The sequence below is a fragment of the Micromonospora musae genome (assembly GCF_003626635.1).
Taxonomy (GTDB): domain Bacteria; phylum Actinomycetota; class Actinomycetes; order Mycobacteriales; family Micromonosporaceae; genus Micromonospora; species Micromonospora musae.
The window spans coordinates 64,306-78,416 of the sequence record NZ_RAZT01000019.1 but is presented as its reverse complement, the minus strand read 5'-3'; the positions used below and the strand labels follow the sequence as shown (position 1 = coordinate 78,416).

The following is a 14,111-nucleotide window of genomic DNA, read 5'->3' as shown; positions in this document are numbered from 1 at the left end:
GCCGGTCAGCCGGTGTGGATCGCCCGAACCGCGTCGATGGTGTCCGCCTCGGCGGCCGTCTTGTCGGTGCGGTAACGCACCACCCGGGCGAAGCGCAGCGCCATTCCGCCCGGGTAGCGGGAGCTGGTCTGCACCCCGTCGAAGGCGATCTCGACGACCTGCTCCGGACGGACCCGGACCACCCAGTCGCCCTTCTCCACGGCCAGGTCGAGGAAGCGCTCGGTCTGCCAGCGCAGCAGTTCGTCGGTGAGGCCCTTGAACGTCTTGCCGAGCATCACGAAGTCGCCGGTGCGTGGGTCGCGGGCGCCCAGGTGGAGGTTGGAGAGCCAGCCCCGGCGCCGGCCGCTGCCCCACTCGACGGCGAGCACCACCAGATCGAGCGTGTGCCGGGGCTTGACCTTGACCCAGGCCGAGCCGCGCCGACCCGCGTCGTAGGGCGCGTCCGGCGCCTTGACCACGACCCCCTCCTGGCCGGCGTCGATCGCCGCGGCGAACGCCGCGCCCGCCTGGTCCGCGTCTTCGACCAGCACCCGGCCCACCAGCAGCGACTCGTCGACCGCGCCGGCCAGCGCGGCCCACCGGTCCCGGCCGGGCAGGTCGATCAGGTCGTCGCCGTCGAGGTGCAGCAGGTCGAAGAAGTACGGCGTGAGCACCGCCCGGCCGGTGGTCTCCGCCGCGGCGAGCACTGCGGGGGCGACCGGCGCGCGGCCGGTGGTGCTCGGCGTGGCGCGCCGGGCGGCGCGGCTGGAGGTCTGTTGGAACGGCAGCGGACGCCCGGTCTCGTCGAGCCCGATCGCCTCGCCGTCGAGCACCAACTGCCGGGCCGGCAGGGCGCGTACCGCGGCCACCACCTCGGGCACCCGGGAGGTGATCTCGTCGAGGCTGCGGGTGAAGACGGCTATCTCCTGCCCGGAACGGTGCACCTGGATCCGGATGCCGTCGAGCTTGACGTCGACCACGGCGGGCACACCGGTCGCGGTGAGCGCCTCGTCGACCGACGGCGCGCTCTGCGCCAGCATCGGCGCCAGCGGACGCCCCACCTGGAGCCCGAACCCGGCCAGCGCGGCGGCGCCCCCGTCGAGCGCAGCCACCGCGACCGTGCGCAGGTCGCCGGAGAGCAGCAGGGCCCGGCGTACGGCCGCCACCGGCACCTCGGCGGCTCGTGCGATCGCGTCGGCGAGCAGCCCGGCCTGGGCGCCCTGGCGCAGCTCGCCGCTGAACAGGCCGGTCAGCAGCCGCTGCTCGTCGACGGTGGCCGCGGCGTAGAGCGCGCCGAGCAGCGACCGGCGGCGGGCCTGCGACCCGGGGCCGTGCACCTCGGCGATCCGGTCGATCGCCGAGTCGACGGCCGCGACGGTCAACGTCGGCTCGGCGGCGGGCGGTGGCAGGTCACGCAGGCTCGCATAGCCGACACCGGTCTGGCGTTGCCGCAACTCGCCGGCGAGCCATCCGGCACCCGCCGGCACCTCGGCCGGGTCGAGCGACCGCAGCGCGCCGGCCAGCAACTCCACCTTGGCCCGCCGGCCGCTGGTGGCGGCCACGGCGGCGGAGGTGGCTGCCAGATCGAGGAACCGCACGGGTTCATCCTGCCAGCCACCTCCGACACCACCCGGACATTGCCGTGCCCGGGAGCAGCAGGTCGCCCGGACCGGAGCCGTGCGACTCAGGCCGGAACGGGCTCCTCGATCCGGAGCCCCCGGGCGCGGACCTCGTCGGCGACCCGGCTGAGCATCGAGTCGAGTGCGACCAGCACGGCCGAGAGCTCGCCGAGCTGTTCCTTGAGCGTGTCCTCGGGCCACGCGGAGACGTCGACGTCCCCCAGAGCGCTGACGGTGGCCTGCAACCGGGCCATCACCTCGTTCGTACTCATGTTCGAAAGGCTATAACAACGCCGGGTCCGACACGCCGTAAAGTCCAGAATCGACCCCAGCGTTACGGTTTCGACACCAGGGCGCGCACCGAGTCCCGGCTCAGGCCTCGGCGCGTGCTAGTCGCGAGCCACCTCGGCGACCTTGCCGAGCAGCAGCGCCTCGGCGAGGCAGACCCGGGCGAACTCGCCCAGGTGCAGGCTCTCGTTCGGCCCGTGCGCCCGGGCGTGCGGGTCCTCCACGCCGGTCACCAGGATCGCGGCCTGCGGGAACATCTCCTGGAACGTGGCGATGAACGGGATCGAGCCGCCCACCCCGATGTCGACCGGGTCGGTGCCGTCCCAGGCGGTGCGGAACGCCGAACGGGCGGCGTCGAACATCGGTCCCGAGGCGTCGATGACGCAGGGGCTGCCGTCATGCTCGATGGTGACCGTCACCTGCGCGCCCCACGGCACGTGCTTCTCCAGGTGGGTACGGAGCGCCTCGTACGCCCGCTTCGGGTCGTCGCCCGGCGCGAGCCGTACGCTGATCTTGGCCTTCGCGGACGGGACCAGGGCGTTCGGCGCCTCCCCGGTGGCCGGCGCGTCGATGCCGAGCACGGAGACCGCCGGCTTGGTCCAGAGCCGGTCGGTGAGACGGCCAGTGCCGATGAACTCCACACCCTCGACGACCCCGGCCTCGGCCCGGATCCGCTCCTCGGGGTAGTCGACCGTCGCGCCATCCCGGCCGATCAGCCCCTCGACGGCCACGTCACCGGCGTCGGTGTGCAGCGTGGCGAGCAGCCGCACCAGGGTGGTCAGCGCGTCCGGAACCGGACCGCCGAACATGCCGCTGTGCACGGCCTGTTCCAGGGTGCGGACCTCGACGAAGCAGTTCACGATGCCGCGCAGCGAGGTGGTCAGCGCCGGCACGCCGACGTCCCAGTTGCCCGAGTCGGCGATCACGATGACGTCCGAGGCGATCTCGTCGCGGTGCTCCTCGAGCAGCCGCTCCAGCGAGTCGGAGCCGTACTCCTCCTCCCCCTCGATGAAGAGGACCACGCCGACCGGCAGCCGGTCGCCGTACGCACGCAGCGCCGCCACGTGCGCCATCACCCCGGCCTTGTCGTCGGCCGCGCCCCGGCCGTACAGCCGGCCGTCCCGCTCGACCGGCTCGAACGGATCCGACTGCCACAACGACAGATCGCCGACCGGCTGCACGTCGTGGTGTGCGTAGAGGAGCACCGTCGGCGCGCCGGGCGGGGCCGCCTTCCGACCGATCACCGCCGGCTGCCCGCCGGAGCGCACGATCTCCACGTCCAGGCCGCAGCCGCGCAGCAGCTCGGCGACCGCCTCGGCGGAGCGCTCCACGTGCGAGTGGTCGAAGCCGTCGAAGGCGATGCCGGGGATGCGGACGAGTCGTTCCAGGTCGGCACGGACACCCGGCAGTTCCCGCTCGACGGCGGCCCGTACCTCGGACTCGGACATGATCGGTGTGGTCATGACCGGCATCGTATGCCGACCTTACGGCCGCCACCCGGCCCGGTCGGCGGAAGACGGGGCCCGACCTCAGCGGACGACCGGCGACCCGACCTCAGCGGACGACCGGCGGCCCGACCTCGGCGGACGGCCGGCGATCAGCCGACGCGCACGCCGGCGGTCAGCCGACGCGCAGGCCGACGATCAGCCGAGGCGCAGGCCGGCGGTCAGCCGAGGCGCAGGTAGTAGTGGGCGCGGTCGTGCGGCAGCTCCGGTGCGCCGTCGACCACCAGGTCGGCGTGCTCGGCCGTGGCGTCGGCGGCGAAGTGCACCGCCTCGCCGGCGTGCCAGCGACGCAGCTCGGGAAGGATCGCCGGGCCGTCCCGGGCGACCGCGCGGGCCAGCCGCAACGGCGCGGGCGCGGTCACGAAGACGGCGAGGGTCAGCTCCGGACGCGCCGCCGCGCGAGCCGCGCTCACCCCCTCGACGATCAGCACCGGCGCGGCCGGCACCGCGACCGCGTCGGGCAGGAAGCTCCGCCGCACCCAGCTGTAGCGGTGGTACGCCCCGGCCCGCCCGGCGCGCAGCGGCGCCAGCACCCGCGTCTCCAGCCGGGCCCAGAAAGTGAGCTGGTCCTCCCAGCCGTCGAGCAGGTCGTCGGTGTGCACCACGGGCGGCCGGTCGCCACCCTGGGCCATGGCGAGTGCGTCGGCGAGGTGCGCCGCGAACCGGCTCTTGCCCGCCCCGCTCGGCCCGTCGACCGCCACCATCCGGGTATGCCCCAACCGCGGCGGGCCGGCGAGCACCCGCCGAGCCAGTTCGGCGTACGCCTCGACGATCGCGACCCGGGTCACGCCCACCCCTGCGGCGGCTCGGCGCAGCGGTGGCGCGGGTGGACGGGTCGGGCGAGGCGCGGCACCGCGCCAGTATGCGGGGCACGGGTCGGCCCGGCCGCGGCCGCGCCCCCGGAAACGGGCACGTCCCGGCGCTCTCGCCCCCGTTCGGAGTACCGGGTCGGCGCGCGTCTGTCACGTCCGGGGGAATCACGTCACCCGCCAGTTGGCGCCGACCTGTTCGCCGGGCGGCGCACCGGACGGCTGGGCATGATCGGGAGGTGCTCCGTGACGTGATGAGCCCCGGCGTCGAGGCCCTGCTCGAACAGGCCCGCGCCGGGCTGCAACGGTTGACCCCGCACGAGACCGTCGAGACGGTGCGGGGCGGTGCGCTGCTGATCGACACCCGCGCCGAACGGCATCGCCGGGACCAGGGCGACCTGCCCGGCGCGATCGTCATCGACCGGACGGTGCTGGAGTGGCGGCTCGACCCAGCGAGCCCCTGGCGCATCCCGGAGGCCACCGGCTACGACCGGCAGATCGTGCTGGTGTGCCGGCACGGCTACAGCTCCAGCCTCGCGGCGGCGAGCCTGCAGGCGCTGGGGTTGCGGCGCGCGACGGACATGATCGGCGGCGTCCAGGCCTGGATCGCGGCCGGCCTGCCCCTCTCCGACCGACCCGCCGACGTGCGCCCCTGATCCGGCCGCTCGACCGGGCCGCCGAGCCGATGCAGACCGCCCCGGTCGGCATCGACCGCCGCGCTCGTCGACCGACGGCGGCCTGCGCGCCAACCGGGCGGCCCTGCGGCGGCAGTGGACCCGGACCGACGGCGGCCTGCTCGCCAACCGCTGCTCTCCGGCCGCAGTGCACCGCAGCCGGGGCCGGACACGCACCTCGACGGCGCGGTCGGCATCGCTAGCCGGGCGGGGCCCCTGGCGGGATGAACGGAAGCCCCGGGGGTGGGCCGGTCTCGATGAGGCGCCAGAGCGCGTCGGTGTCCAGGTGCTCCTCGACGAGGTCGCCGAGCAGATCCAGCGAGCGTTCCCGGGCCACCGCGAAGACGTTGTCGGTGGCGACGCGGAACCCGTGCCGTCCGGCGAGCCGGGCCGCCTCGGTGAGGAACCGGCGGCGGAACGCGTCGGACTCGAAGGCGCCGTGCCAGTGCGTGCCGTGCACCGCGCCGAGGACCATCCCCTCGCCGCTGCCGTCGGCGAGGGTGATCAGCGGGGTGACCGTGGGGTCGGCCGACGAGACGTACCCGTGGTGGATCTCGTACCCCCGGACCGGCAGGTCGGGCCCGGCGCTGCCCACCGACTGCCGCACGGTCTTGCGCTGATCGAAACCGACCTCCAGCGGGAGCAGACCGAGGCCGGGCACGGTGCCCAGCCGGCTCTCCACCGGGTCGTGGATCTCCCGGGCCAGCATCTGGAACCCGCCGCAGATGCCGAGCAGCGGCTTCCCGGCCGCGGCGTGGGCCAGCACCGCGTCGGCCAGACCGGTCTCCCGTAGCCAGGCGAGGTCCGCCACCGTCGACTTGGAGCCGGGCAGCACCACGAGGTCGGCGGCGGCCAGCTCGGCCGGCTCCACGGTGAGCCGCACCCGTACGCCGGGCTCGGTGGCGAGCGCCTCGACGTCGGTGGCGTTGCTGATCCGGGGCAGCCGGACCACGGCCACGTCCAGCCACTCGGTGCCGTGCGGGGCGGCGGGTCGGCCGAGCACCCGGCCGTACGCGAGCGAGTCCTCGGCGTCCAGCCAGAGGTCGAGCGACCAGGGCAGCACCCCGTACGTCGGACGGCCGGTGACCTGGCGCAGCATGTCCAGCCCAGGGCGGAGCAGACCGAGGTCTCCCCGGAACTTGTTGATCACGAATCCGGCGATCAGCGCCTGGTCGGCCGGGGCGAGCAGCGCCACGGTGCCGAACATGGAGGCGAACACGCCGCCCCGGTCGATGTCACCGACCACGATGGTGGGCCAACCCGCGTGCCGGGCGAGCCCCATGTTCACGTAGTCACCGGCGCGCAGGTTGATCTCGGCGGGGCTGCCGGCGCCCTCGCAGATCACCACGTCGTACTCGGCTCGCAGCTCGGCGAGGGCCGTGTACGCGGTCTCCGCCAGGCGGGGCCGCAACTCCCGGAAGGTGCCGGCGGTGACCGTCTCGACCGCCTCGCCGAGCAGCACCACCTGGCTCGCCAGGTCGCTGCCCGGCTTCAACAGCACGGGGTTGAACCGCAGGTCGGGGGCGAGCCCGGCGGCGGCGGCCTGCATCGCCTGGGCCCGGCCGATCTCACCGCCGCGCCCGTCCCGCCCGACCACCACCGCCGAGTTGTTGGACATGTTCTGCGCCTTGAACGGCGCCACCCGCACGCCCTGCCGGTGCAGCCAACGGCAGATGCCGGCGGTGAGGACGCTCTTCCCGGCGTCGGAGGTGGTGCCGGCCACCAGCAGCCCGCCGCTCATCGCCGCCACCGCCGCCCGGTCGCCGCCGCGCCACCATCGGTGGCGGTCTTCGGGTCACCGGTTCGCCGGGCCCGCAGCGCCGCCGGCGCGCCGGCCGGTACCGGCCGGGTCCGCGCGCGCAGGGCACGCCGGCCCACGGCGGAGACGAGCCGGCCGAGGGTCACCGGGTAGGCGGCCGCCACGGCGAGGGCGGCCAGCCCGACGGCGCCGGAGACGCGGGTGGTACGCGCGAGGTGCCGCGCCTCGGGACGCGGACCGTCGCCGAGGAACGGCCGCACCTCCGACCGGCCGAAGTAGACGTTGCGCCCGCCGAGTCGTACGCCGAGCGCTCCGGCCATCGCCGCCTCGCACTGGCCTGCGTTGGGGCTGGGATGGTCGTTGCGGTCGCGCCGCCACACCCGCCACGCCTGCTCGCGGTCGCCGTCGGCGATCGGGGCGACGGCCACGGTGAGCAGACCGGTCAGCCGCGCCGGCACCAGGTTGAGCAGGTCGTCCAGCCGCGCGGCGGGTGTGCCGAACCGGGCGTACCGCGGCGAGCGGTGCCCCACCATCGCGTCGAGGGTGTTCGCCGCGCGGTAGCCGAGCAGACCGGGCAGGCCGGCCACCGCACCCCAGAGCAGCGGGGCGACCACCGCGTCGGAGGTGTTCTCGGCGACCGACTCGACGGTGGCGCGGGCCAGCTCCGGCTCGTCGAGCGCCGACGGGTCGCGACCGCAGAGGTGACTCAGCCGCTGCCGGGCGGCCGGCAGGTCGCCGTCGCGCAGCGCCCGACCCATCACCTCGGCCTCGTGCCGCAGGGTGCGGCCGCCCAGCACCGTCCAGGTGCCGGCCGCGACCAGCGCGGCCCGGGCGATCGGCCGCCGCCGGGTGGCCGAGGTCGCCGCTACTCCGAGCAGCACCGGCACGCCGACGGCCAGGGTGGTGAAGACCGCTCCCGCGCGCCGGTCCGGGCGGTAGAGGCGCTGTTCCAGCGCGCCGGCCGCGCGGCCGAATCCCGCGACGGGGTGCCAGCGGCGCGGGTCGCCGAGCAGCCTGTCCAGGGCATACCCCGCCACCAGTCCCGCCGCGTTCGCCAACGGCGCCGCATGCCGCACGCAGACCACCTCCGGCCGGCCAGCCTAGACGAAAGCCTTTCTCGGATTCGCTCGCGCGCACCCTGCTCACGCGGGGTGACGGCGGCCTCTGCCGCCGTCACCCCGCCCCCCGTTGCGGCGGCGGCACCATCCGGTGCGCCGCACCTCCACGCCGCCGGCGTGGTGCCGGGTGCCCACCCGGTCACGCCGGTTGCGGCACCCGTCCACGACGGCCCCGGCCCGCCGCCCGACCGGTCGACGGCGGTTCGTCGCGCTGCGGGGCGAGCTCGCCGTCGCCGTCGTCGGCCCCGTCGCCCAGCGGCGCGAGTTCGTCGGGGTCGTCCTCGGAGCTCCCCGTGCCGTCGGTCGAGCCATCGTCGAAGTCCCCGGCGTCCGGGGCGAAGGAGCCCGCTCCGCTCGCGCCGGACAGGTCACGGGCTGCCCGCGGCAGGGCGAAGTCCGGCAGCTCGAAGTCCTCGTCGAGCGGCCGGTCGTCGGGTAGCGCCGGGGCCTGCTCGTCCGGCACCGGTTCGGTCGGCTCCCCCTTCACCCGGCTCTCCGCCTCCGCGTCCTCGACGGTGCTGGTGGTGACGCTCGGGCGGTTACGCAGGAACCGGGCCCGGCCGCGGGACAGGTCGTGCCCGACGGCCACCGCCTCCAGTTCGTAGAGGGTGCGGTGGTTGCCGGCGTCGTCGGTCCAGTCGCGCGTGTAAAGGCGCCCGCAGACGACCACCGGGTCGCCGACCATCACCGAGGCGGCCACGCCTTCGGCGAGCTTCCGCCAGCAGTTGACCCGGACACGGAGGCTGTTGCCGTCGATCCAGCGCCCGCTCTCCCGGTCGAGGCGGCGGGCCGTGGAGGCGACCTTGAAGTTGGCCACCAGGGTGTTGCTCTGGGTGGTACGTCGCCATTCCGGCGCAGTCAGCACGTTACCGACGATCGTGACGTAGGTGTCGAACATCGTCCCTCCAGGGGATCGGGGCTGCCATCGCGAGTCGACTCGTGCCGAGCCTGCGCGCGGTCGTGATCGCACGCCACCGGCGACGGCCGTACCTGTGGACGACGCGCCCCGCTGTGGAAAACATCCTGATCAAGCTCACATCTGCTAGCCGAGCGGTTTCCGAATCGGGTCGGTCTGGGTAAGGAGTTGATCAAGCGGCCCCGGCACCCCGCCGACCTCGGCGAGGCGCACCGGCGGCACCGTCCGACGAGAGGACAGCGAGCATGACGACGAGCACCAACTCCACAAGTGTTCCGGCGGTGCGGCCATGAGCGCCGTGACCAACCCGGCCACCGTGGCCGAGTGCCTGCGGGTCGGCGCCGGGTTCTCGCAGGGCGACCGGAACTGGATCGTGGAGCAGTTCGCCACCCTGGACGCGCGGCTCGCCGCGTTCCACGCCGACGCCACCGAGCTGGAGGTGTCGGTCAAGGACCGCAACGCCCGTGGGCAGAAGGTGACCCTGGAGTGCTGGATCGCCGGTCGGCAGAAGATCGTCACGACCTCCGCCGAGGAGGACCTGCGGGCCGCGCTCAACGACGCCCGCGACGACCTGCGCCGACGGCTGAACGACGCGAAGACCCGGCAGGAGCCGAGGCACAACAAGCACGTACGTGAGATCGGCCAGCCGGAGGCCGAGGCCCGGCCGGCGGCCGACGACGCCGAGCGCATCGACGCGGAGACCGTCTGAGCCGTACGCCGTGGCCCCCGCCGCCGTCGAGAGCCGGGGGCCACGGCGCGGGCCCGATCGCGGGCTACCGCCCGGTAGCCCGCGGGCGTACCGTCGGCCTGTGGAACCGGACGTGCTGGGCCCGCCCTACGAGCGGCAGACGATCGACCTCGGCGTCGACGACGAGGGACCGGTCGTCGCCACGCTGGTCCGGCGGCGCGCCGAGCGCCCCACCCGGCGGGCCGTGCTCTACGTGCACGGCTTCGTCGACTACTTCTTCCAGACCCACCTGGCTGACTTCTTCGCCGAGCGCGGTTGGGACTTCTACGCGCTCGACCTGCGGAAATACGGTCGAAGCCTGCTCACCCACCAGACTCCGAACTTCTGCCTCGACCTCACCGACTACCACCCGGAGCTGGACGCCGCCGCGAAGATCATCCGCGATGATCACGGGCACGACGTCCTGCTCGCCGTGGGTCACTCCACCGGTGGTCTGATCACCTCGCTATGGGCGCACGCCCACCGCGACAGCGGGCTCGTCGACGGGCTCGTCCTCAACAGCCCCTTCTTCGACATCAACGCCTCCTGGCTGGTGCGGCGCCCACTGCTGGCCGCCGTCTCCCGACTGGGCCGCCGCGCGCCGCGCCAGGTCGTCCCCCTCGACCTCGGCACCGCGTACGGCGAGAGCATCCACTCCGACCACCGGGGCGAGTGGAGCTACGACCTGGCGTGGAAGCCGCTGGCCGGGTTCCCGGTCCGGGCCGGTTGGCTAGGCGCGATCCGCACCGCGCAACGGCAACTGCGTGCCGGGCTGGACATTCCCGTACCCGTGCTGGTCGCCTGCTCGACCCGGTCCTTCCGCGGCCGGCGGTGGCACGAGTCGGCCGGCGTGGCCGATGCCGTCCTCGACGTCGAGCACATGGTCCGGTACGCCCCTCGACTCGGCCGGCACGTCACAGTGGCCCGCTTCGACGGCGGTCTGCACGACCTCACCCTCAGTGGAACCGCCGTCCGGGGGGAGGTCTTCACCGAGATCGGCCGCTGGGCCGAGGCGTTCCTCGGCGCGGGTCCGACGGCCCCGGCCGACGGCGCGCCCCCGGACGCGAGGAAGGGATCGGTGCCGCGCAGCCGCCGCCCCGCCGACTCGGTCGGCGTCGCCCCGAGCTGACCGGGTCGCTCAGCCCTCCCCGGCCGCCGGGAGCATCGCGCGGATCCGGTCGAACGTCGCCACCGGGTGGCCCTCCACCCCCGGCAGGACCAGACCCAGGCAGTGCAGGGAAATGCCACCGTCGGCGGCCGCCTCGACGCCGAAGACCGGCGCGCCGACGTAGCCCGCCGGCAGCCCCGCACCGATCCGCACCTCGCCGCCGACGCGGGCCACCCGCTCGATCGCCACCTCGAGCGGCCGCTCGCCGCCCGCCCGCAGGCCATGGGCGAGCACGAAGGCCGAGCCCGGCGTCGCGTCGATCCGGGCCAGCACGTCGGCGTCCGCCGCGACGACGTCCACCACCGGTTGGGTACGCCACGCCCAGCCACCCGCCGCCGCCACGGCGTGCAGGCCGGTCGTCGGCAACACCGCCACCCCCACCTCCGGGCGGCGGATCCAACCCGCGACGGGCAGGACCGCCGGGGCCAGACCGACCGGTTCGGTGACGCTCGCCCGCAGACTGAGCTCCCCCGCTGCGCCGGCCACCGCGTCGGCGGTCAGCAGGTACTCGCCGCCGGAGTCCTGGAAGAAGAAGATTGTGCCGGCGCCGTCGGGGTCGCCCCCGCCGGCTCGGCGGTACGGCAGGATCGAGCGGCCGACGAGCTGACAGAGTTCGTAGGCGACATCGTTCTCCACGTCCGGGTCGAGCAGCACGCGCCGAGAGTACGTCGTCGCCGGCCCCGCCTCCGGCAGGCGTCCGCCCAGCGGGCGGTGTGCTCCGGCTCACGTCCGGTCCGTGGACGCCGACGACCCGGAAACCCGATGCCGGGCGTCACCGACGCATGCGAACCTTGTCGGCGTACGACGCCAGGACCGTTACGTCGGTCAGCCGGAGAGCGGACGGTACCCTCTTGGCGCGACACCACGCCACGCGCCCGTAGCTCAGCGGATAGAGCAGGGGACTTCTAATCCCAAGGCCGCAGGTTCGAATCCTGCCGGGCGCACCACCATTGAGCAGCGGTCCCGGGCCTGTTGCTCATGTAGCAGCCGATCAACACAGCCCCCGGGTAGCCAACCTTGCCCTCTCGTCGCCGGGCGCGTGGACGAGTCTTGGTCATCAAGAGCGGTTGAGCGCGTTTCCGATCTCGGGCTACGACTCGGCGGTGCCCCAGAACTCGTCGTCCTCCTCGTCGGGCGAGGAGGGGGCGTACTGCCGCAGAGCGCCGTCGCGGATCATCCAGACGCGGAAGAAGAGCTCCTCCTGGTCCATCACGAAGAGCTGCACCGCATTCGGGTTGCGCCAGGCCAGAGAACCGAAATGCGCCACGACAGCAGCGAGGTCGGCATGGTTGAGCGCCCCGGCGTACACATCGCATTCGGGGTTCTTGTATCCACCCCACCGGTTGTCCGCATCGGTGATCAGCCTCACATTGCCGCAGCCGCCCCGGCCCGTGCCGCCGAGGCGTGGGCATTCCTCGTCGAGCCATCCGCTGAACGCCTCGACGGTGCGGCGGTCCTCCGGGCTCACCGACACCATCACGTTGGCAACCCAGCTCATCGCGTCCCCCGATCCACGCCGGGGACCGCACAGCCCTTCGTACAGCCGAGACCATCCACTTACGCCGCACGACGCCGGGCGGGGTGGACGACGTAACCGGCACCGGGACGTACCCGTACCGTCGCCGTGGTCCGGTCAGGCGCGGCTGACCTCGACCCCGCCGATGATGCCGTAGGCGCGGACGCGGACGACGGGGGCCGACGGTGAGGCCGCGGCCGGTTCGATCCGGCGCCCACCGAGCAGGTGGAAGCCCTCGACCTCGACGTCGACCCCGGCGGGCACCCGGAGCTTCACACCGCCGAGAAGCGAGACCTTCGTGAGCGTCGTCCGGGCGGGCAGCTCGGCGTCGCTGAGGTCGACGTCGGCGCCGCCGATCGGGGTGACGACCACGGTGTCGGCGGGCGCGCCGGTGACCCGCTGCTTGTGGCCGCCGAGGAGGGCGATCCGCCAGTCGATCCGCTTGGAGGAGTTCGGGTTCGTCATGCCTGGAACGCTACGGACGCCGCTGCGCCCGTACCCCTGACGATTGTCACGGATCGAGGCCCTCGCCGCGGCAGCCGGCGGCCGCGTCGAGGTGACCCACCACTGTGGCTACCAGGGCTGCTGGCCGGCGTCGCTGAGGTAGCCGCCGCTCGGGCCGTCGGCGGGCAGCGTCGCCAGGTGGACGATGATCCGGGCGCCCTCGGCGGCGGTCCGCGAACTTCCGTGGTGGGTGAGGTCGGTGGCGACGTGGCCGGGCGAGGCCGAGTTGATCTTCAGGTGCTCGTACCCGGGGGTCTGGTGGAACGCCTGCGCGTACCGCACCGTGACCATGTTCAGCGCCGCCTTCGACGAGGAGTAGGGCAGGATGTGCTCCGCCGCGGCGTAGGGCGAGTCGATCTCGCCGGTCAGCGCGAACGAGGCAGTGGTGCTGGCGACGTTGACGATGCGCCCCGCCGCCGAGGCGCGCAGCAGCGGCAGCATCGCGTGGGTCACCTCGGTGACCGCGAAGACGTTCGTCTCGAACGTGCGGCGCATCTGCTCGGCCGAGACGTCCAGGATCGGGGTCTCGTCGATGCTGCCCGCGTTGTTCACCAGGATGTCGAGCCGGCCGTGCTCGGCGCGCAGCCGGTCGGCCAGGGCGCGGACCGCGGCGGCGTCGGTGACGTCGAGGGTGACGGCCGTCACGTCGAGCCCCTCCTCGCGCAGGGCTGCGGCGGCGGCTTCGCCCCGGCCGGGGTCGCGGCTGCCGAGCAGCACGGCCACCCCGCGCTGCCCGAGTTGCCGCGCCGTCTCGAAGCCGAGTCCCTTGTTCGCGCCGGTCACGAGCGCGACAGTGCTGCTGACCATGATCTCCCCTACTTGTCCAATGGATAAGAGGTATGTTAGCCAGCGGACAAGAAGTCACCACGGGATGTGACACGTCTCGCGGAGAAGCTCGCGAACGGAGCGATCGTGCCAACGACGCGGGAGGCCGTCGTCCAGGCGGCCCTGCACGTGCTCGACCAGGACGGCCTGGACGGGCTGACCATGCGCGCGGTCGCCCAGCGGCTCGGCGTGCAGCACAACACCGTGCGGTGGCACGCCGCGAGCAAGCAACGGCTGCTCGAACTGGTCTCGGACGAGTTGCTGGCGCACTGCGCCGACGAGCCGCTGCCCCCGGCCTGGGACGAGCGGATCCGGACGCTGAGCCGACGGTGCCGAGCGGCCCTGCTCGCGCACCGCGACGCGGCCCGGATGCTCACCGTGGCCTGCGGGCCCGAACCGCACTCGCTGCGTTATGCGGAGACCGTCGTCGCCACCCTGCTCGACGCCGGCTTCGACGGGCGGACCGCCGCCTGGGCCCACTGGTCCCTCTTCTACCTCATCCTCGGCATCACCCAGGAACAGCAGGCCGGCACGGCGGTCCCGGTACGCGCCGACCAGGTGCCGCTCGACCGGTACCCGGCGCTGGCGGCGACCCTGCCGCACGTCGGCTCCGGCGAGTTCGACCAGCGCTTCGACTTCGCGATCCAGCTGATCATCGAGGCCCTGGCCGCCCGGCGACAGCCTGCGAAATGACGGCCTGAACC

The 14,111-nt window shown here is 73.8% G+C and carries 14 protein-coding genes, 1 tRNA gene and 1 pseudogene; 5 read left to right on the top strand and 11 right to left on the bottom strand.

Translation table 11 applies throughout. The annotated features are described in order from the left end of the window. Positions 1–5 precede the first annotated feature (5 nt). The 4 genes from D7044_RS28860 to D7044_RS28845 all read right to left on the bottom strand — a co-directional run bounded on the left by D7044_RS28860 (position 6) and on the right by D7044_RS28845 (position 4,206). Positions 6–1,577 carry an ATP-dependent DNA ligase gene (locus D7044_RS28860; protein WP_120690780.1) on the bottom strand — a complete coding sequence of 524 codons (1,572 nt, stop codon included), beginning with the start codon at positions 1,575–1,577 and terminating at the stop codon, positions 6–8. A gap of 86 nt (positions 1,578–1,663) precedes the next feature. Further along, positions 1,664–1,870, bottom strand: coding sequence for a hypothetical protein (locus D7044_RS28855; RefSeq protein WP_120690779.1), 207 nt, complete (start codon positions 1,868–1,870; stop codon positions 1,664–1,666). Between the two features lie 117 nt (positions 1,871–1,987). Then, the gene (locus tag D7044_RS28850; RefSeq protein ID WP_199716813.1) at positions 1,988–3,334 is read right to left on the bottom strand and encodes a dipeptidase; all 1,347 of its coding nucleotides are present in this window, start codon (positions 3,332–3,334) and stop codon (positions 1,988–1,990) included. Positions 3,335–3,552: 218 nt separating this feature from the next. Beyond that, positions 3,553–4,206, bottom strand: coding sequence for a uridine kinase family protein (locus D7044_RS28845; RefSeq protein WP_325050925.1), 654 nt, complete (start codon positions 4,204–4,206; stop codon positions 3,553–3,555). 248 nt (positions 4,207–4,454) lie between these two features. On the opposite strand from D7044_RS28845, the gene D7044_RS28840 reads away from it, so the two are divergent. Continuing rightward, positions 4,455–4,856, top strand: a complete 402-nt coding sequence (locus D7044_RS28840) for a rhodanese-like domain-containing protein (RefSeq protein ID WP_120679923.1) — start codon at positions 4,455–4,457, stop codon at positions 4,854–4,856. Between the two features lie 217 nt (positions 4,857–5,073). Here D7044_RS28840 and D7044_RS28835 read toward each other — a convergent pair whose 3' ends face one another. From D7044_RS28835 to D7044_RS28825, 3 genes and pseudogenes are all read right to left on the bottom strand, one after another. Then, complete coding sequence (locus D7044_RS28835) at positions 5,074–6,615, bottom strand: cobyric acid synthase (protein ID WP_120690805.1); 1,542 nt, start codon at positions 6,613–6,615, stop codon at positions 5,074–5,076. A gap of 119 nt (positions 6,616–6,734) precedes the next feature. Beyond that, positions 6,735–7,709 (bottom strand): annotated as a pseudogene (locus tag D7044_RS28830) (cobalamin biosynthesis protein); the annotation flags it as partial. 181 nt (positions 7,710–7,890) lie between these two features. Beyond that, a complete protein-coding gene (locus D7044_RS28825) occupies positions 7,891–8,649 on the bottom strand; it encodes a single-stranded DNA-binding protein (protein ID WP_120679704.1) in 759 nt (252 codons plus the stop codon). A gap of 307 nt (positions 8,650–8,956) precedes the next feature. On the opposite strand from D7044_RS28825, the gene D7044_RS28820 reads away from it, so the two are divergent. Continuing rightward, positions 8,957–9,376 carry an HPF/RaiA family ribosome-associated protein gene (locus D7044_RS28820; RefSeq protein WP_120679702.1) on the top strand — a complete coding sequence of 140 codons (420 nt, stop codon included), beginning with the start codon at positions 8,957–8,959 and terminating at the stop codon, positions 9,374–9,376. 100 nt (positions 9,377–9,476) lie between these two features. Beyond that, on the top strand, positions 9,477–10,523 hold the full coding sequence (locus D7044_RS28815) for an alpha/beta hydrolase (protein WP_120690778.1): 1,047 nt from the start codon (positions 9,477–9,479) through the stop codon (positions 10,521–10,523). A 9-nt stretch (positions 10,524–10,532) separates the two neighbouring features. Here the strand turns inward: D7044_RS28815 and D7044_RS28810 are convergent, their stop codons facing one another. Beyond that, a complete protein-coding gene (locus tag D7044_RS28810) occupies positions 10,533–11,216 on the bottom strand; it encodes a hypothetical protein (RefSeq protein WP_120690777.1) in 684 nt (227 codons plus the stop codon). Between the two features lie 217 nt (positions 11,217–11,433). On the opposite strand from D7044_RS28810, the gene D7044_RS28805 reads away from it, so the two are divergent. Continuing rightward, a tRNA-Arg gene (locus D7044_RS28805) sits at positions 11,434–11,509 on the top strand. A 143-nt stretch (positions 11,510–11,652) separates the two neighbouring features. Here the strand turns inward: D7044_RS28805 and D7044_RS28800 are convergent. The 3 genes from D7044_RS28800 to D7044_RS28790 all read right to left on the bottom strand — a co-directional run bounded on the left by D7044_RS28800 (position 11,653) and on the right by D7044_RS28790 (position 13,389). Further along, positions 11,653–12,060, bottom strand: a complete 408-nt coding sequence (locus tag D7044_RS28800; RefSeq protein ID WP_120690776.1) for a squamosa promoter-binding protein 15 — start codon at positions 12,058–12,060, stop codon at positions 11,653–11,655. Between the two features lie 135 nt (positions 12,061–12,195). Then, positions 12,196–12,543, bottom strand: a complete 348-nt coding sequence (locus D7044_RS28795; protein ID WP_120690775.1) for a hypothetical protein — start codon at positions 12,541–12,543, stop codon at positions 12,196–12,198. 108 nt (positions 12,544–12,651) lie between these two features. After that, a complete protein-coding gene (locus tag D7044_RS28790; protein ID WP_120690774.1) occupies positions 12,652–13,389 on the bottom strand; it encodes an SDR family NAD(P)-dependent oxidoreductase in 738 nt (245 codons plus the stop codon). Between the two features lie 105 nt (positions 13,390–13,494). Between D7044_RS28790 and D7044_RS28785 the strand changes: the two genes are divergently transcribed. Beyond that, complete coding sequence (locus D7044_RS28785; RefSeq protein WP_120679917.1) at positions 13,495–14,100, top strand: TetR/AcrR family transcriptional regulator C-terminal domain-containing protein; 606 nt, start codon at positions 13,495–13,497, stop codon at positions 14,098–14,100. The last annotated feature ends 11 nt before the right edge of the window (positions 14,101–14,111 follow it).

Excerpts from the sequence above, each read along its gene's own strand:
- D7044_RS28820 (WP_120679702.1), top strand. The coding sequence starts at position 8,957 with ATGAGCGCCGTGACCAACCCGGCCACCGTGGCCGAGTGCCTGCGGGTC.
- D7044_RS28835 (WP_120690805.1), bottom strand. The coding sequence starts at position 6,615 with ATGAGCGGCGGGCTGCTGGTGGCCGGCACCACCTCCGACGCCGGGAAG.
- D7044_RS28855 (WP_120690779.1), bottom strand. The coding sequence starts at position 1,870 with ATGAGTACGAACGAGGTGATGGCCCGGTTGCAGGCCACCGTCAGCGCT.
- D7044_RS28795 (WP_120690775.1), bottom strand. The coding sequence starts at position 12,543 with ATGACGAACCCGAACTCCTCCAAGCGGATCGACTGGCGGATCGCCCTC.
- D7044_RS28850 (WP_199716813.1), bottom strand. The coding sequence starts at position 3,334 with ATGTCCGAGTCCGAGGTACGGGCCGCCGTCGAGCGGGAACTGCCGGGT.
- D7044_RS28800 (WP_120690776.1), bottom strand. The coding sequence starts at position 12,060 with ATGAGCTGGGTTGCCAACGTGATGGTGTCGGTGAGCCCGGAGGACCGC.
- D7044_RS28790 (WP_120690774.1), bottom strand. The coding sequence starts at position 13,389 with ATGGTCAGCAGCACTGTCGCGCTCGTGACCGGCGCGAACAAGGGACTC.
- D7044_RS28825 (WP_120679704.1), bottom strand. The coding sequence starts at position 8,649 with ATGTTCGACACCTACGTCACGATCGTCGGTAACGTGCTGACTGCGCCG.
- D7044_RS28840 (WP_120679923.1), top strand. The coding sequence starts at position 4,455 with ATGAGCCCCGGCGTCGAGGCCCTGCTCGAACAGGCCCGCGCCGGGCTG.